Annotated in this window: 17 protein-coding genes; 14 read left to right on the top strand and 3 right to left on the bottom strand. The window is 65.4% G+C overall.

What is annotated here, in order from left to right; all coding sequences use genetic code 11:
- Positions 1 to 13: 13 nt before the first annotated feature.
- A complete protein-coding gene (locus tag AC5IJH_RS06885) occupies positions 14 to 1,264 on the top strand; it encodes an AI-2E family transporter (RefSeq protein ID WP_491902070.1) in 1,251 nt (416 codons plus the stop codon).
- 62 nt (positions 1,265 to 1,326) lie between these two features.
- Positions 1,327 to 2,904 carry an amidase gene (locus tag AC5IJH_RS06880; RefSeq protein ID WP_491902069.1) on the top strand — a complete coding sequence of 526 codons (1,578 nt, stop codon included), beginning with the start codon at positions 1,327 to 1,329 and terminating at the stop codon, positions 2,902 to 2,904.
- 26 nt (positions 2,905 to 2,930) lie between these two features.
- Here AC5IJH_RS06880 and AC5IJH_RS06875 read toward each other — a convergent pair whose 3' ends face one another.
- Positions 2,931 to 4,640, bottom strand: coding sequence for a S10 family peptidase (locus tag AC5IJH_RS06875; RefSeq protein ID WP_491902068.1), 1,710 nt, complete (start codon positions 4,638 to 4,640; stop codon positions 2,931 to 2,933).
- Positions 4,641 to 4,780: 140 nt separating this feature from the next.
- On the opposite strand from AC5IJH_RS06875, the gene AC5IJH_RS06870 reads away from it, so the two are divergent.
- From AC5IJH_RS06870 to AC5IJH_RS06820, 11 genes are all read left to right on the top strand, one after another.
- Complete coding sequence (locus tag AC5IJH_RS06870) at positions 4,781 to 5,890, top strand: alpha/beta fold hydrolase (protein ID WP_491902067.1); 1,110 nt, start codon at positions 4,781 to 4,783, stop codon at positions 5,888 to 5,890.
- Positions 5,891 to 6,164: 274 nt separating this feature from the next.
- A complete protein-coding gene (gene cyoE / locus AC5IJH_RS06865) occupies positions 6,165 to 7,187 on the top strand; it encodes a heme o synthase (RefSeq protein WP_491902066.1) in 1,023 nt (340 codons plus the stop codon).
- 7 nt (positions 7,188 to 7,194) lie between these two features.
- Complete coding sequence (locus AC5IJH_RS06860; protein ID WP_491902065.1) at positions 7,195 to 8,361, top strand: ABC transporter ATP-binding protein; 1,167 nt, start codon at positions 7,195 to 7,197, stop codon at positions 8,359 to 8,361.
- Entirely contained in the window at positions 8,306 to 9,100 is a 795-nt protein-coding gene (locus AC5IJH_RS06855; RefSeq protein ID WP_491902085.1) for an ABC transporter permease, read from the top strand. Before AC5IJH_RS06860 ends, AC5IJH_RS06855 begins: the two co-directional genes overlap by 56 nt.
- 5 nt (positions 9,101 to 9,105) lie before the next feature.
- Positions 9,106 to 9,672: a DUF420 domain-containing protein gene (locus AC5IJH_RS06850; protein WP_491902064.1), complete on the top strand. Its 567-nt coding sequence runs from the start codon at positions 9,106 to 9,108 to the stop codon at positions 9,670 to 9,672.
- A 5-nt stretch (positions 9,673 to 9,677) separates the two neighbouring features.
- Complete coding sequence (locus AC5IJH_RS06845; protein ID WP_491902063.1) at positions 9,678 to 10,034, top strand: hypothetical protein; 357 nt, start codon at positions 9,678 to 9,680, stop codon at positions 10,032 to 10,034.
- 202 nt (positions 10,035 to 10,236) lie between these two features.
- Entirely contained in the window at positions 10,237 to 11,019 is a 783-nt protein-coding gene (locus tag AC5IJH_RS06840; protein WP_491902062.1) for a hypothetical protein, read from the top strand.
- 167 nt (positions 11,020 to 11,186) lie between these two features.
- On the top strand, positions 11,187 to 12,011 hold the full coding sequence (locus AC5IJH_RS06835; protein WP_491902061.1) for a hypothetical protein: 825 nt from the start codon (positions 11,187 to 11,189) through the stop codon (positions 12,009 to 12,011).
- A gap of 69 nt (positions 12,012 to 12,080) precedes the next feature.
- Positions 12,081 to 12,761 (top strand): hypothetical protein, encoded by a 681-nt coding sequence (locus AC5IJH_RS06830; protein WP_491902060.1) that lies wholly within the window; start codon positions 12,081 to 12,083, stop codon positions 12,759 to 12,761.
- A 156-nt stretch (positions 12,762 to 12,917) separates the two neighbouring features.
- A complete protein-coding gene (locus AC5IJH_RS06825; protein ID WP_491902059.1) occupies positions 12,918 to 13,274 on the top strand; it encodes an ArsR/SmtB family transcription factor in 357 nt (118 codons plus the stop codon).
- The gene (locus AC5IJH_RS06820; RefSeq protein WP_491902058.1) at positions 13,252 to 13,770 is read left to right on the top strand and encodes an SRPBCC family protein; all 519 of its coding nucleotides are present in this window, start codon (positions 13,252 to 13,254) and stop codon (positions 13,768 to 13,770) included. Before AC5IJH_RS06825 ends, AC5IJH_RS06820 begins: the two co-directional genes overlap by 23 nt.
- A gap of 116 nt (positions 13,771 to 13,886) precedes the next feature.
- Here AC5IJH_RS06820 and AC5IJH_RS06815 read toward each other — a convergent pair whose 3' ends face one another.
- Entirely contained in the window at positions 13,887 to 14,411 is a 525-nt protein-coding gene (locus tag AC5IJH_RS06815) for a YcxB family protein (RefSeq protein ID WP_491902057.1), read from the bottom strand.
- Positions 14,412 to 14,774: 363 nt separating this feature from the next.
- Here AC5IJH_RS06815 and AC5IJH_RS06810 point away from each other — a divergent pair, with 363 nt between their 5' ends.
- Complete coding sequence (locus AC5IJH_RS06810) at positions 14,775 to 15,263, top strand: single-stranded DNA-binding protein (RefSeq protein WP_491902056.1); 489 nt, start codon at positions 14,775 to 14,777, stop codon at positions 15,261 to 15,263.
- A 76-nt stretch (positions 15,264 to 15,339) separates the two neighbouring features.
- Here the strand turns inward: AC5IJH_RS06810 and AC5IJH_RS06805 are convergent, their stop codons facing one another.
- The gene (locus AC5IJH_RS06805; protein ID WP_491902055.1) at positions 15,340 to 16,212 is read right to left on the bottom strand and encodes a sugar phosphate isomerase/epimerase family protein; all 873 of its coding nucleotides are present in this window, start codon (positions 16,210 to 16,212) and stop codon (positions 15,340 to 15,342) included.
- Between the last annotated feature and the right edge of the window lie 5 nt (positions 16,213 to 16,217).

Raw genomic sequence — 16,217 nt, 5'->3', positions numbered from 1 at the left:
CCAGGAGCGCACGATGCCCCAACGACGAGACGAGCAACGCCAGCCCGGCCCCGCACCGGAGCCCAGCATCGGACCTGAGCGCGCTGTCCCGGAGCGCCCTGTCCCGGAGATCGTCCTGCGCGATCAGAAGAGCCCTGAGCCGGAGACGACCGCCCAGCCAAAGACTGATCCTCCAGCGGCCGCCCTTACCCCGAAGGAAGTCCGCCGTCACCGCACGCTGCGCGGCGACATCCTCTTCACCTTCGCGCTCGGCATCGCGCTCGCGCTGGCCTGGTACCTGCGTCACGTTCTGCTCTTGCTCTATGTCTGCGCGCTCTTCGCTGTCGTGCTCATGCCCGTCATTCGCGGCGTGCAGCGTCTGCGCATCGGCAGGTGGAGCCCCGGGCGCGGCACGGCCATCGCTCTGCTGCTGGTCTCCGTCGGCGGCGCAATCACGCTGTTCATCCTCTTCGCACTGCCCCCGGTCATCGACGACACGCGTGAGTTCGTCAAGGAGCTGCCCACCCGCGGACCCCAGCTGCTCGGCAGGCTCAAGCGCTTGCCCTTCGCCTCGCGCCTCGACGTGTCAGCGCTCAACGCACGCATCCAGGACTTCGCCTCGAACTTCGTCGGCTATATCGTCACATCGGCCAGCTCGTGGGCCGACAAGGTGTTCAAGGTCATCACCGGTCTGGTGCTCACCATCTACTTCATGCTCGAGGGCGAGAACGCCTACAACTGGGCGCTCTCCTTCTTCCCGTCGCGCCATCGCGAGCGGCTCAATCAGACCATGCTTCGCGCCGAAGTACGCATGGGCAAATGGCTGCTCGGTCAGGCCTCGCTCATGCTCATCCTGGGCGTCTACTCGACCATCGTCTTTGTCTCGCTCCACATCCGCTATGCGTACGCGCTCGGCGTGCTGATGGGCGTCTTCAACATCATTCCCGTGGTCGGCGCCATGATCTCCATGTGCCTGGTCATCATCGCCGCCGCCATGGACTCCTGGCCGCACGTGCTCTACGTCTGCATCGCGTATGCGATCTACGCCCAGGTGGAGAACTCCTACCTCACGCCCAAGATCATGCAGTCCTCGGTCGACCTCGCCGGGCTCGCCATCATCGTCTCCCTGATCATCGGCTCGGACCTCGCCGGGATCCTCGGCGCGATGGTCTCCGTACCCACCGCCGTGCTGGTTGCCGTGCTGCTCAACGAATACGCCGTGCAGCGCGACGAGACGGGCGGCGCGGCAGCGCGACAACTCGCCGAGACAGCCGCGGGCGACTGACGCTCTGCCCCGAACACTGACCGGGGCAGAGCGCGTCATTCGTGCGATCATGCGGCACACGCATGCATCGCCCTCACCGCACGCTCCTCGCCACCCTGCTCATTCTCTGCGCAGCGCACGCCCAGCCCAGCTTCGACGTCACTGACTCCTCGATCACTGACACGCAAAAGGCCATCCGCTCCGGCCACAGCACCTGCCGCGCCATCGTCGAGCAGTACCTCGCGCGCATCGCCGCGTACGATCAGCAGCCGCTCGGCCCCGATCGCCTGCGCCTCAACACGATCGTCACGCTGAATCCGCACGCGCTCGCGGACGCCGACAGCTGCGATCGCCGCTTCCGCCAGACGCATCGGCTGCGTCCGCTCGACGGCATCGCCATGCTCATCAAGGACAACTACGACACGGCCGGCATCCAGACCACCGGCGGCTCGCTCGCGATGAAAAACTTCGTCCCCGCTGCGGACGCGACCATGGTCGCCCGGCTGCGCGCGGCAGGCGCGATCGTAATCGGCAAGACCAACATGGCGGAGTGGGCCTTCTCGCCCTACCTCACCGCCAGCTCCATCGCCGGCATCACGCGCAACGCCTACGACCTGACACGCGTGCCCGCCGGCTCCAGCGGCGGCACCGCCGCTGCCGTGGCCGCGAGCCTCGCCGAGTCCGGACTCGGCACCGATACCGGCAACTCCATCCGCGGCCCGTCGTCGCACAACGCGCTCGTCGGCATCCGGCCAACGCTCGGGCTCACCAGCCGCGCCGGCATCATCCCGCTCTTTCTCAACAATGATGTGGGCGGCCCCATGGCACGCTCCGTCGCTGATGCCGCCGCCCTGCTCACCGTGCTCGCCGGCCCCGATCCGCGCGACCCGCTCACCGCGCTCGCCCGCGATCACGATCGCATCGACTACACGCGCTCGCTCGATTTGCATGGCCTGCAAGGCGCACGCATCGGCGTCTATCGCTCGTACATCGACACGCCCACCACCGACCCGGAGATTCGCAAACTCACCGAGCAGGCGCTCCACGACCTGGAGGCGCAGGGCGCGACCATCGTCGATCCCGTCACGATTCCGAATGAGCAGGCGCTCGAGAAGGACCTGTGGTGCGGCGACTTCGAGGCCGATCTGAACCACTACCTCGACGAGCATCCGAACGCGCCGTACCACTCCCTCAAAGCGATCGTCGCCTCAGGCCTCTACCTGCCCTACATCAGCGACGAGATCCAGGGCGCGGCCGCACCGCCGAAGCCGAACCCGGACGGCACGCTCGATCGCCGCTCGCCATGTCCGGATGTCTATCACGATGCGCCGAAGATCGCGTTCCGCAACGCGCTGACAGCAGTCATCGAGCAGAACCATCTCGACGCGATCGTCTACCCCACGTGGAGCAACGCACCGCGCAAGGTGGGCGACATCACCAGCCCGGCCGGTGACAACTCACAGGTGCTCTCGCCGCAGACCGGCTTCCCCGCCATTACCGTGCCCATGGGCTTCACCCACGGCACACTGCCCGCAGGGCTCACCTTCCTCGGCACGGCGCCGTTCACGGAGCAACAATTGATTCGTTACGCATACAGTTACGAACAGGCGACCCGCCATCGCAAGTCGCCTGCCCTGTTCCCTGCACTTCGACAAAAGTGAAGGGCGGCGCCTGCCGCCCTTCAGCACTATTGCCCGTTCTCGCTCGCCCCGATGAACTGGGCCGTCCGGTCATGCAGCTCGCGCACCACCTCCGGCTTCACGTACACCATGTGCCCCGTCGGGTAGAACTGGTACTCGATGTTCTTCTCAAGCGACGCCGGAATCGGCAGATGCTTCATCTCGTATGTCGCCGCGAAGTACAGCGTGCCCAGGTCGTAGTAGCCGCCCATCAGCAGCACGTGCATCTTCGGATTCAGCTTCAGCGTGTTCGCCAGGTCCATCGACACGTTCGTGAAGGTGCCCGACCAGCCATCCGGGTTCCCACCCACGCGGTGCTTCAGATCCCAGTTCGCGCCCGGATCGTCAAAGCGCGGCTTGTACGTCATCTCCGTGCCGTACTTCAGCGTGCCGTGCGCGTAGGTGTTCATCGCCGCCAGAATGGCCGACTCGACCGACTCCGTGAACGGGTCGTACTCCGCCGTTGCGGAGAGCGGATCCATTGCCGGCCCCTGGTAGCGCGAATCCAGCCGACCGGTCGTGATGTTCTCCTGGTCCTGCAGCAGCTTTGAGAACTGCCCGCCGTTGATGCGCAGGTCCGCCTTCACCCACGTCGCCGCGGAGACCCCGGTGTAGCTCTCAAGCTTCGCCGCGACCTCCTGCTTCTTGCCCGCGTCCAGATCGGCGCCCTGCAGCAGCGCGCTCGCATACGGCCCGAGGGCATACTGCTCGACCTCACGCTGCCGCGCTTCGAACTGCTCCTGGTTCGCCTGCGTCGGCTCGCCCGGCACCTTGTGGTGGAACCACGCCGTCGCCGCATAACTCGGCAGCGCCAGAAAGAAGCCGTTGTCCGTGCCCACATTCGTGCCCGCGCCGTCCGCCGAGTTGTCGAAGCTCAGGATCTGGCTCAGCAGCACAATGCCGTTCAGGTCCACACCATGCTGCTGCAGCTTGGCGCCCAGCACTGCATCGCGCGTCGTGCCATAGCTCTCGCCGAACAGATACTTCGGTGACGCCCAGCGGTCATACTTCGTCAGAAAGCGCCGGATGAAGCGGTCGAACGCGCCCCCATCCTGGTCGACGCCGTAGAAGCCCTTCACCGCGTCCTTGCCCTCGATCCGGCTGTAACCCGTACCTGGCGCATCGATGAACACCAGGTCCGCCGCATCGAGCAGCGAGTTCGGATTGCTCGACACCTTGTACGGACCACCCAGCGGATGCTCGAGATCGGGAATGTCCACGCGCACCGGACCCAGGCTGGTCATGCGCAGGTACATCGTCGCCGAGCCCGGACCGCCGTTGTAGAAAAACATGATCGGCCGCTTGCCCGTGGTCGCGCCCTTTGCAAAGTACGCGGTGTAGAACATGTGCGCCGTCGGCTGCCGGTCTTCAGGCTTCGTCGGCAGGTCCACCGGCGCGTCCTGCAGGTAGCGCCCGTCGAGCCCCAGCATCGCATCCTGCGGATCCGTCGCGCCCACCGTCAGCAGCCCCGCCACCGCGGTGTACGCCATCGACTTGCCATTGGCCAGGGTCACCGAGCTCTCGGTCGTCGAGTCCGGCGGCAGCACCGTGCCTCTTTTGTCAGGAGCCGTCTCCGCCGCGGCATGCACAGCAGCAGCGGCGGTCTTGTCGGCCGCGGAAGGCGCCTCATGCGACTGCGCTCCCGCAGCCGTAGCACACACCAGCGAAAGCAACGCGGCCGACGTGACCGCGCCAAACTGAAATCGCGACAGAACCATAGAGACGGAGTGCTCCTTCGATAGAAACCGTATGATCGGGGATCGTAATGAGACTAATGCAGAACGCGACGACGCGGAGCTGAACCAGCCTGTCAATGTGCGGTTCCCGTCGCTTCCGCTTTTGGAGATCACAAGTCCTGATGAAGCTCGCCGCCGCCGTCGCTCTGTGTTTCACCCTGACGCTCACTGCCGCCCATGCGGAAGCGCCTGCCGCCGCCCCGCCCGTCACCGAGCACAGCTACGTCATCCACAACCTCAAACTCGAGAACGGCACCGTGCTGCCCGAGGCGAAGATCGTCTACGGCACCTATGGCCAGCTCAATGCAGCGGGCGACAATGCCATCCTTCTGCCCTCGCACTACATGGCGAACCTTCACGGTTACGAATGGCTGATCGGCCCGGGCAAGGCGCTCGACCCCGCCAGGCACTTCCTCGTCACCTCGGAGCTGTTCGGCAACGGCCGCTCCTCCTCGCCCTCGAACACGCCCGAGCCGCTCCACGGCCCGCGCTTCCCCGTCACGACCATTCGAGACAACGTCAACGCCGTGCATCAACTGCTCGTCGATGAGCTCCACGTCCGCCACCTCGAAGCCGTCATCGGCTTCTCCATGGGCGCGCAGCAGGCCTTCCAGTGGGCCGTCTCCTACCCCGACTACATGAGCCACATCGTCGCCACCTCCGGCACCGCGAAGACCTACGGCCACGGCATCGTCCGCAACGAGAGCGAGATCACCGCCATCACCACCGACGCCGCCTTTGAAAACGGCGACTACAAGGCCGAGCCCACCAAGGGCATCCAGGCCTTCTCCATCGTGTGGACCGCGTGGCTCTACGGACAGGAGTGGTGGCGCAAGGAGCTATGGCGCGAAGAGAACCCCAAGGCCACCTCGGTCCAGCAGGTCATCGAGCAATACCGCACCCACTTCATCGACGGCGGCGACGCGAACGACCTCATCCTCCAGTTACGTACCTGGGAGCAGCACGACGTCGGCACCACACCCGGCTTCCACGGCGATGTCGCGAAGGCGCTCGCATCCATCCATGCGCCGGTCCTCTACATGCCCTCAGCGACCGACCTCTACTTCCCAGTCGCCGACGCGCAGTACGAATCGCAGTTCATCCCGCATTGCACATTGCTGCCTATTCCCTCGCTCTGGGGCCACCCCGCCGGCGCCGGCGCCAGCCCCGCCGACGAGAAGTTTCTGAACGAGCACATCGCCGCGTTTCTGGCAGACAAGCCTTCTCACTGAGCCGTGCCCGCGGCCCCTCACACACTCAGCGCGTCGGATGAATACTGGTAGGGAAGCCGGTCGGGTCGTTGTCGAAATCGAAGTCGTACGCGTACCCTGCCGCCACTCGTCCCCAGCCGATCAAAACGCCCTCTGCTCGTCACCCCGCCCACCCCCGCTCCGGTTGCTATCATTGAGGAGTGCGTAGACGCGAAGGCATGAACGCGCTCCTCCAGATCTCCGCGCGGACCCTGCCCATGCCGCTCGTCCCCGACCCCTCAGCCGCGAGCACCCTGTGCCGATAAGCGCTGCTCACAACGCGGCTGTTCAGAATGCGGCCTCCGCGCCGGTCGACGCCACAGCCGGAGCTCCCGGTCGCCCCACTCTTGAGAGCGCAGCCCCCAGCCTGATCGCCCGTCTGCGCCAACTGCTCACGGATTACATGGAGCTCGGCAAGGCCCGCGTCACCGCCATGGTCGTCATCACGGCGTGGGCAGGCTTCCACCTCGGCTCCGTGCGCTCGGCCATCCCCACACTGCATCTCGGCCTGCTCTGGACACTCACCGGCATCGCGCTCATCTCGGCCGGCGCCAGCGCCTGCAACGAGATCATCGAGCGTCGCGCCGACGCTCGCATGATGCGCACCCGCAGCCGCCCGCTCGCCTCCGGACGCATCAGCCTGCCTCACGGCCTGCTGGTCGCCTTCACGGCGATCGCCGCCGGTTCGCTCGTGCTGCTGCGCTTTACCAACCCGGTCACGGTGCTGCTCGGCCTGCTCACCGTCTTCACCTACGTCGCGATCTACACGCCGCTCAAGTACCGCTCCACCCTCGCGACCTTCGTCGGCGCCTTCCCCGGGGCCATGGGCCCGTTGCTCGGCTGGACCGCGGCGCGCGGCCACATCGAATGGCCCGCCGTCGCACTCTTCGCGATCCTCTTCGTCTGGCAGTTCCCGCACTTCATGGCGATCGCGTGGCTCTACCGCGAGGACTACGGCCGCGCCGGCATCCGCATGCTCCCCGTCGTCGAGCCGGATGGCTGGTCGACCGTCGCCGAGGCCCTGGTCTACGCCGTGCTCATGGTTCCCGTCTCGCTCCTGCCCTGGATGCTGCACATTGCGGGCCCCGTCTACGCGATCTCAGCGGTGGTGCTCGGCCTCGTCTATCTCGGCGCCACCATCCGCTTCGCCCGCATCCTCAAGGCGCCCAGCTTCACTGCATCGCGCCCCTTTGCTCACGCTTTGCTCCGCGTCAGCGTCTTGTATCTGCCACTGTTGCTCATCATCCTCATGCTCGATGCCACCCCGGGAAGGAGGTAAGCCGCCCATGCCCGCCAGCTCCCTGCTCGACCCCGCCGCCACCGCCGGCTCATCCGCCCCGCTTGTTCAGGATTTGTCCGACCCCATCGTCCTCACCGGCCTCACCCACGACTACGGCACCCGTCTCGCCCTCGATCACCTCTCGTTCTCCGTCGCCCCCGCGCAGATCTTCGGCCTGCTCGGCCCCAACGGCTCCGGTAAGACGACGCTCTTCCGCATCCTCTCGACCCTCATGGTGCCGAGCGGCGGCACGGCCACCATCGGCGGCTTTGACGTCGCCACGCAGCCCGGCGCCGTGCGCCAGCAGACCGGCATCGTCTTCCAGGCGCGCTCGCTCGACATCAAGCTCACCGTTGAAGAGAACCTGCGCCACGCCGGCCACCTCTACGGACTCAGCGGCAAGGCCCTGCGCGCCCGCATCGCCGACGTCCTCGCACGAGTCGCGCTGACCGATCGCGCGAAGGAATACGTCGAGACACTCTCTGGCGGCATGCAGCGTCGCGTCGAGCTCGCCAAGGGCCTCATCCATTCGCCCTCCGTGCTCCTGCTCGACGAGCCCTCCACCGGCCTCGATCCCGGCGCGCGCCTCGACCTCTGGCAGTACCTGCGCACCCTGCGCGACGACGAGGGCGTCACCGTGCTCGTCACCACGCACCTGATGGAAGAGGCCGAGTACTGTGACCGCCTCGCCATCCTGTCGGAAGGCAAGCTGGTCGCACTCGGCTCGCCCGAGGAGCTCAAATCCACCATCGGTGGCGATGTCGTGCTCTTCGAGACGGACAACGAGACCGCCGCCCGCTCCTTGGGCGAGCGCATGGCCGCCCGCTTCTCCGTCGCGCCGACCGTGCTCGGCTCGACGTCCGGCTCGAGCGCGAGCACGGCCATCGCTTTCTCACCGCCGTGCTCGACGCCTTCCCCGGTGAGGTGCGCGGTGTCTCCGTGTCACGCCCACGCCTCGAAGACGTCTTCATCCAGCGCACCGGCCATCGCTACTGGAGCGAAGGCACGGACGCCAGCGCCCGCCAGAAGGAGGGCATCGACTAATGGCGACCTACGCCCCCGCTGCTGCCGAACGCGCACCGCAGCCCGCATCCGCTCCGCGCCCGCCCCGGCCCGCCATTCGCACGGCGCGCCCCGGTATCCTGATCCCGTCCTTCTCGCTGTGGCAGCGTGAGATCGTCCGCTTCTACCGCCAGAAAGCGCGCGTGGTCGGCGTCATCGCCTCGCCGCTGCTCTTCTGGGTGGCGTTCGGTGCAGGCTTCGCGCACTCGTTCTCATCCGGTGCAGAGGGCGCGAGCGGCCACGCCTTCGGCTACTTCTTCCCGGGCTCCATCGTCATGATCGTGCTCTTCACCGCGATCTTCTCGATGATGTCGCTCATCCAGGATCGCAACGAAGGCTTCCTCCTCTCCGTGCTCGCGTCGCCGGTCTCCCGCTCCGCCATCGTGCTCGGCAAGGTGCTCGGCGGAGCCACGCTCGCCGCCATCCAGGGGCTGATCTTCCTCTGCTTCTCGCCGCTCGCGGGCGTGCATCCCGGCCTCAGTGGCCTCCTGCTCGCTGCCGCCGTGGTCGCGCTGGTCTCGTTTGAGATCACGGCGCTCGGCTTCACTATCGCGTGGCCCATGGACTCGACACAGGCCTTCCACGCCATCGTCAACCTCATCCTGCTGCCGCTCTGGCTGCTCTCGGGCGCACTCTTCCCGGCGGACAAGGCCTCCGGCTGGCTGGGCAAGCTGATGCTGCTCAATCCGCTGACCTACGGAGTCGACGCACTGCGCAACGCACTCGACCCGGCAGCGCACACCAGCCACACCCTGCCATTCAACCTCGCCGTCACGTTCGGCTTCTGCGCCTTCACCTTCGTCACGGCGTGGGCCGTCGTCAACCGCCGCACCCGCAAGCCGGCCGCCTGATCGCTATGACCGTCACCATCGCACCCGCCAACACGCCCGCCCGCTTCCCTGCCGCCATCGCCATCGGCGCCATCCTCGCCGTCTCGGCGCTGGCTTCGGCGTTTCTCTTCTGGCTGGTCTACGCCCACCACGCGCCCGATGCCTACGGCCTCAAGCTCCGCTTCCTGCCCGCGCTCAACGCGCTGTTCAACGGCCTCAGCGCGATTGCGCTCGTCGTCGGTTACATGTTGATCCGCCGCCGCCGCATCGCCGCGCACCGTGCCGCCATGCTCTCGGCTTTCGCGTTCTCCTCGCTCTTCCTGGTCAGCTACATCACCAACCACTACCTGCACGGCGAGATGCGCTTCCCCGGCCCCCACAACGCCGTCTGGATGACCTACATCGTCATCCTCATCAGCCACATCCTGCTCTCCGTCGTCGCTCTGCCGCTGGTGCTCATCACTTTCTTTTTCGCGCTCAGCGGCCGCTTCGCCACCCACCGCAGGATCGCCCGCTGGACCTACCCGATCTGGCTCTACGTCTCCGTCACCGGCGTCGTCGTCTACGCGATGCTCGCCGGCTGGCACGGATAACCGCGATGCCCCTCACGCCCCTGCCCGAATCGCCGACCCAAATGCCCACGCAGTCCATGCCCACCAAGCCGATGCCCACCGAGCCACGCAACCTCGGCAACCCGCCCTCCCCCGGCGGTGGCGCGCCGCTCCCCGACGACGGCACCCGTCAGCTCCTCCAGGCCGCATTCTGGGTCCTGCTGGTCGGCATCCTCGCCGCCGCAGCCACGCGCTTCGTCTTCGGCGGCGTCGGCGAGCATGGCCCCCACACCAGCCCCGGCTGGCTCTCGCTCATCGTCGCCATGATGTGCCTGCCCTTCGGCTCCATGCTGCTGCTGCTTGGTGGCGCGAAGTACCTCCGCAACAAACGCCTCAGCCGCTAGCAGCGCCAGCGCTCACGCGCTCACCGGTTCCCCGCCGGTATATCGATAAAATTCCGTGCCAACCCACAGGTGCGCAGCCATCCTAGCTGCAGGGTCGCGCTTCACCCCTCCTCCCTCGACGACCCGGGCCCTTCGTTCCCCCCAACATCCCCGGCTCTCGCTGCGTTTCCGTTTCGAAACGCCTTCGTAGGAGGCACCTCCCGTGATTCTTCGTCAACTCTCTCTCCGCGCCGGCCTCGCTCTCGCGCTCCTGCTCGCCCTGTGCACGCCTCTGCTGCACGCGCACTCGCTCTACGTCTGCAAGGACGCCTCGCCCAGCACCGCCCTCGCCGGCCGACTCTTCACCTTCCATGTCAGCGGCGGCCACCTCGCCTCCACCGTCGTCGTCTCTGTCCCGGTCGGCGGCTGCACCTTCGTCGCGAACGGTCCCAACCTCACCTACACCGTCAGCGAAGACGACGCCCCCGGCACCGTGCTCACCAGCGTCTGGGCCGCGCCCAGCAACAGCCTCGCCACATGGACCTTCCCTCAGCGCTCCGCGCGCGTGGAAGTCCTCGGTGAGCAGAGCACCTACGTCCACTTCGTCAACAGCGTCCTGACTGAGCTGAGCGGTCGCTGGACCGGCGGTGGCAGCATCTTCACCAACTCTGGCGAGCGCGTCACCCATGGCTTCGAGCTGCACTGCGACGCCTCCGTCACGCCCAACCGGCTCGAGATCAACTTTGGCGGCGATCGCTTCCACCTCACCAGCCTCACCTCCGCCTATTGCTTCATCAACTCCGCCGGCGTGCCCGAGATCATCGGCTCCGGTACAGGCGAGTACAACGGCAACACCGGCTACCACATCAGCTTCGTCTTCACCGATGCGGGCGAGCCGGGCATCCACGACTACGCCTCCTACGTCATCACCGGTCCCAACTCGCAGACCATCCTGAGCGTGGCTGGCAACCTCGACCACGGCAACCAGGACTACCACAAGCAGTAGCCCCTCCCCCGTCCGGCCCGGACGCTCAAACGCGTCCGGGCACCGGGCGCCATCCCCTTCGAAATTCGTGCAGCCCGCCACCTGCCTGCCGGCATCGAAAGCCCAGCCAGGCAGCCGGACTGCTCGGTTCCATGCATCCTTCCGGCTCCCTGTCGAGGAGCCTTCGCATGCCCACACCCCGTCTCTGCCTTGCAGCTCTGCTGCTCCTCTTGCCCGCCGCTGCCCTCGCCCAGACACCACTTCAGACCGTCCAGAAGGTCGTCGATACCGAGCGCGCCGCCAACGCCGCCGACCACTCCGAGTGGCTCTACTTCCAGGACAATCGCAAGCCCCACGAGCACATCGTGCAGTGGGTGGCCGCGACGCCCCACGGCAGCGTCTGCCGCGTGCTCGAGCGCGATGGACGCACCCTCTCCGAAGCCGAGCAGCAGGCCGAGATCCAGCGCTTTCTTCACGACACCCGCGCCCAGAACAAGGAGATCGCCGAGAACAAGCACGACCTCCAGCAGGTCGATGACCTCCTCAAGCTGCTGCCGCAGGCCTTCCTCTGGACCCGCACCGCCGCCACCGAGACCAGCACTACACTGCACTTCGAGCCCGACCCGAAGTTCCACCCGCCCACCCGCGACGCGCGCGTCTTCGCCGGCATGACCGGCGACCTCGTCGCCGACAACGCCAGCTATCGCATCCGGTCCATGAACGGCCACCTCATCCATGACGTCACCTTCGGCGGCGGCCTGCTCGGCCGGCTCAAGCAGGGCAGCTCCTTCGCGCTCGAGCAGCAGCCCGTTGGCGATAATCTCTGGCAGCTCACCGCCATCCGCGTTCACCTCGATGGCAACGCGCTGCTCTTCCACAGCGTCTCGCTCCAGCAGGACGATGAGCGCTCCCGCTTCACCCGCGAGCCCGATGCGCCCACCCTCGAGCAGGCCGCGGCCGCCGTCCTGCGCCAGGCGGCCACCGTGCCCCGCCAGCAGGTCGCCGCGCGCTAGCCCGTCCGTCGCCAGCCATCTCGCAGCCGCTGGCAGACATCCCTCAACAGGACATAGGAGGCTTTCACGATGAAGCTGAAGACACTTCTTCCCGGGGTCGCGGTACTACTCATGCTGAACGGACCAGCGCTGCTGGCCCAGAGCGATGACACGGGCACCACCACCGCCCGCTCTTCGCGCTCCGCTCGCTCTCAGACCGCGGATTACGTCTCCGCCGGCACCGAGATCCAGGTGCGCACCGATCAGGCCATCAACGTGAAGGAAGCCGGCCGCGTCGGCGAGAGCTACACCGGCACCGTGGCTAACGAAGTGCTCGACCAGAACGGCCGCGTCGCCATCCCCAAGGGCTCGCGCGCAGAGTTGCGCCTCGTCTCCGTGCCGTCCAAAAGCAGCGGCAATGACATGACGCTCGATCTCGACTCCGTCACCGTGAATGGCCACCGCTATCGCGTCTCGAGCGAGTCAGTGAGTGAGTCGGGCAGCCGCAAGGACGGCGTCGGCGCCAATAAGCGCACCGGCAAGTACGTCGGCGGCGGCGCAGTGGCCGGCACCCTGATCGGAGCACTCGCCGGCGGGGGCAAGGGCGCAGCCATCGGCGCACTGGCCGGCGGCGCAGCCGGAGCCGGCGCACAGACCCTGACCCGCGGCAAGTCGCTCGACATCCCCGCGGAAACAGTCCTTCGCTTCCGCACCGCAAGCGACGTCAGCCTGCGCTCGAACAGCAGCAACTACATGCGCTCACGCCAGTAAACGAACACGGCAACGCAGATCACAAGCCCCACGCCTCGTCGGCGTGGGGCTTTTTCTTCAGGCACTGCCCTTCCCGCCGCGCTCTGCCACGGACACTCCGGACGTGACTTCGGCATCGCAATTCCTCCTTGACATCTCGCACTAATTCACTACCATGTGGTTGTGGATCAGTTGAACACAACATTTGCGGCTCTCTCCGATCCCACTCGACGGGCAATGATCGAACGGCTCTCCCAGGGGCCTGCCTCCGTGCATGGATTGACAGAACCGTTTGCCCTCTCGCAGCAGATGATCTCGAAACACATCGCTTATCTGGTGCGGGCGCGGATTGTGACAAAGACCAGGCGTGGACGCGAGAGTGTCTGCACACTCCGGCCGGAGGCGATCAAGACAGTCAGTGATTGGGCCTTCAGCTATCGCCGGTTCTGGGAAGAAAGTCTCGACAAGCTGGAAGTGGTCGTGAACGAAATGAAAAAGGCGGAGGAGAAGCATGGCAAACAGCACGGTAAGTGAAACAGAGCGGATGGTGATCACCCGGATCTTTGACGCTCCACGCGAACTGGTTTGGAAGGCGTGGACAGAACCGAAGTATGCAATGCAGTGGTGGGGGCCGAAGGGCTTCACCGTGCCCGTCTGCAAGATGGACTTCCGCGTCGGCGGCAAGTTCCTCCTCTGCATGCGATCCCCGGATGGGCAGGAGTTCTGGAATGCTGGCGAATACCACGAGATCGTTCCGCACGAAAAGATCGTGTCCTCGATGTACTTCGCCGACGCGCAGGGAAACAAGGTCGACGCCGCGGACTATGGCATAGAGCATGAGGCGATCGCCGATGCGAATGACGTCACCCTGTTCGAGGACCTGGGCAACGGGAAGACGAAGCTTACCTTCATCGGCAATGAACCCATGGAGAGCGCAAAGGAGAGCGGACAGCTCGAGGGCTGGAACCAGATACTCGACAAGGTCGCCGAGGTTCTCGCTGAACTGACGCAGGGCAACACGAAGGGCTGAAGTCCGCTAGGAAGTCGCGTGTGGGGTGGGTGAACGAGGCCAGTGCTCAAGATATCTCTTCACCCACTTCACCGGCGACGAGCACATTCGGATCAATGGATGCCCCGGACCGATCCTTACTTCACTCCCTGTGAGACATGCGCCGCGATCATGCCGCGGAACTCTTTCCATTGCGATTCACTCAATGCGTGTTGGGGAAGAAGGAGGAAGTGAACCTTACTCACGAAGAGGATGAGGCAATTCTTATTCTGGTACCACCGCTTCACTGCTCCCCACTCGTAGCGGGACTCCGCTTTAGACGCCAGGTGGAACAGTAACCCGGACTGATCTGCACGGAAGAGCAACTGCTTCGAGTCGGACAGAAGGAAGAGGTTGCGGTACCCTCGCCGCAAACTCAAGTGGTAAAGCAAAGGGAAAAAGCAAGCGATGCCCATGTTGAGAGCTGCATGGAGTGGGTGCCCGGGCCTCCCTGAACCGATCAAGCGAGGCCACAGGGAGATGAGCGAAGTGAATAGGGAGAACGGTGTGAGCAGCAGGAAGGTAATCGCCCACCGGATCGCGCAGTGAGTACTGTGCCGCGTGAACAAACGCATCGCGGCTTTGTAGTCAGAGTAGGAGACGGTGTATTCCGCTTCGATCATGGCCGACCTGATCCTACAGGCAGGACTCCCTTGGCTCGATGGGAATACGTCACTGTTCCCGAAACAGACCAGCGACCCAGCCCGCGCCGCAGAAACTTGGCGTAACCACCCCACCCAATCCTCTAGCATGGAATCAGGATCGTTTTCTGCTGTGCCTCCCGCACACTGAACAGCAGCGCTAACCTCAGTGCTTGCACATCTTTGCCGCTAACCTCTCTGAACAGCCACAGTTAGCGTCCTCGCTGGTGCTAAGTGCTGTGCCGACCTATCGTTACGCCGAGAAAGCCGGGAGCCGGAGGGGGGAGGGGTGGGGCGCCGCCCTCTGCTATCCTCGTCGTTTAGCCCCAGCGAAGGACAAGAATCATGGCAAAGAGCGTCAACAGAGTGACCCTGCTCGGCAACGTCGGCAAGGATCCCGAGGTCAAGTTCCTCCCCAGCGGTCAGGCCGTCGCCAACTTCACGATCGCCACCTCCGATCGGTTCAAGGACAAGGCCGGCGAGTGGCAGGACCGCACCGAATGGCACAACCTCGCCGCCTTCGCCCGCACCGCGGAGATCGTGCGTGACTACGTCAAGAAGGGCAGCAAGATCTACGTCGAGGGACGCCTCACCACCCGCTCCTGGGACGACAAGGAGACCGGCAAAAAGGTCTACCGGACCGAGATCCTGGTCAACGAGCTCGTCCTGCTCTCCGGGCGCGGCGAAGGTGAAGGCGGTGGCGGTGGCAGCTACGGCGGCAGCAGCCGTCAGTCGAGCGGCAGCAGCTCCGGCGGCTACGACCAGCGCGCCCCGGCCCCGGTCAACGACGACTACGGCGATCAGGGCATCACCGACGACGACATTCCCTTCTAGCCCTCCCGCGCCATGCGCCAACAGAAAGAGCCGGCAGCCCCAATCAGGGCTGCCGGCTCTTTTCACATCTGCACCATCACACCTGGAGCTTCTTCATGTAAGCCGCATCTGTCTTCAGCGCCTGCTGCCAGGGAACATCGAACTCCTCCTGCTCGATGAACGCGTGGCGAATCTGCCCCGGCTTCACAGCGGCGAAGATCGGCTTGTAGTCGATCATCCCCTCCCCCAGCTGCGCTGCGTGCGGCGGATTGACGCCCTTCTGGAAGTCCTTCACGTGCAGCATCGAGATGCGGTTCGGGTACTTCTTCAGGTATGCGATCGGATCGGCGCCGCCGACCATCACCCAGCCGCAGTCCAGTTCGAACGTGACCAGGTTCGGATCGGTCAGCCGCAGCAGTTCGTCGTACGGCACCACGCCGCCTTCCTTCTTAAACTCCGGCGTGTGGTTGTGATACCCGAAGCGCAGCCCGGCCTTCTTCACCGTCGCGCCTGCCTTGTTGAACTGCTCTGCATTCCAGCGCCAGTCATCGAGTGAGAAGCTGTGCGGATCGCCGGACGCACTGCCGGGCTTGTGGCCCGGGTACGCGCAGACGATGTACTCCGCACCGATCTGCTTGTGGAAGTCGATCACCGCATCGAGCTTGCCATCGAGCTGCGGCCACGGATAGTGTCCGCTGACGCAGCGCAGGCCCGCAGCAGACAGCGCCTGTTTCACCTCAGGCGCAGAGTGGCCGAAGAAGCCGGCCGCCTCGACTTCGCGGTAGCCGAGTGCAGCAACCGCCTTGAGTGTGCCCGCGTAATCCTTGGGCAGCTCCTCGCGGACCGAGTAGAGCTGCAGCCCGAGCGGTAGCCCGTACGGCGAGGCGAATGAGAGGCGCGGAAGAACAGCCGAAGCAAGCGCTGCCGTCGCGCTCATGCCGAGGAAGTGGCGTCGTGTAGTCGATCCCATGGCCG

Source organism: Candidatus Dedyshia acidiphila (assembly GCF_051025295.1).
GTDB lineage: Bacteria > Acidobacteriota > Terriglobia > Terriglobales > Acidobacteriaceae > KBS-83.
Note: the sequence above shows the minus strand (reverse complement) of the source record. Positions and strands in the feature narration are given on the sequence as shown.

Excerpts from the sequence above, each read along its gene's own strand:
- AC5IJH_RS06885 (WP_491902070.1), top strand. The coding sequence starts at position 14 with ATGCCCCAACGACGAGACGAGCAACGCCAGCCCGGCCCCGCACCGGAG.
- AC5IJH_RS06880 (WP_491902069.1), top strand. The coding sequence starts at position 1,327 with ATGCATCGCCCTCACCGCACGCTCCTCGCCACCCTGCTCATTCTCTGC.
- AC5IJH_RS06875 (WP_491902068.1), bottom strand. The coding sequence starts at position 4,640 with ATGGTTCTGTCGCGATTTCAGTTTGGCGCGGTCACGTCGGCCGCGTTG.
- AC5IJH_RS06870 (WP_491902067.1), top strand. The coding sequence starts at position 4,781 with ATGAAGCTCGCCGCCGCCGTCGCTCTGTGTTTCACCCTGACGCTCACT.
- AC5IJH_RS06860 (WP_491902065.1), top strand. The coding sequence starts at position 7,195 with ATGCCCGCCAGCTCCCTGCTCGACCCCGCCGCCACCGCCGGCTCATCC.
- AC5IJH_RS06850 (WP_491902064.1), top strand. The coding sequence starts at position 9,106 with ATGACCGTCACCATCGCACCCGCCAACACGCCCGCCCGCTTCCCTGCC.
- AC5IJH_RS06845 (WP_491902063.1), top strand. The coding sequence starts at position 9,678 with ATGCCCCTCACGCCCCTGCCCGAATCGCCGACCCAAATGCCCACGCAG.
- AC5IJH_RS06835 (WP_491902061.1), top strand. The coding sequence starts at position 11,187 with ATGCCCACACCCCGTCTCTGCCTTGCAGCTCTGCTGCTCCTCTTGCCC.
- AC5IJH_RS06830 (WP_491902060.1), top strand. The coding sequence starts at position 12,081 with ATGAAGCTGAAGACACTTCTTCCCGGGGTCGCGGTACTACTCATGCTG.
- AC5IJH_RS06820 (WP_491902058.1), top strand. The coding sequence starts at position 13,252 with ATGGCAAACAGCACGGTAAGTGAAACAGAGCGGATGGTGATCACCCGG.
- AC5IJH_RS06815 (WP_491902057.1), bottom strand. The coding sequence starts at position 14,411 with ATGATCGAAGCGGAATACACCGTCTCCTACTCTGACTACAAAGCCGCG.
- AC5IJH_RS06810 (WP_491902056.1), top strand. The coding sequence starts at position 14,775 with ATGGCAAAGAGCGTCAACAGAGTGACCCTGCTCGGCAACGTCGGCAAG.
- AC5IJH_RS06805 (WP_491902055.1), bottom strand. The coding sequence starts at position 16,212 with ATGGGATCGACTACACGACGCCACTTCCTCGGCATGAGCGCGACGGCA.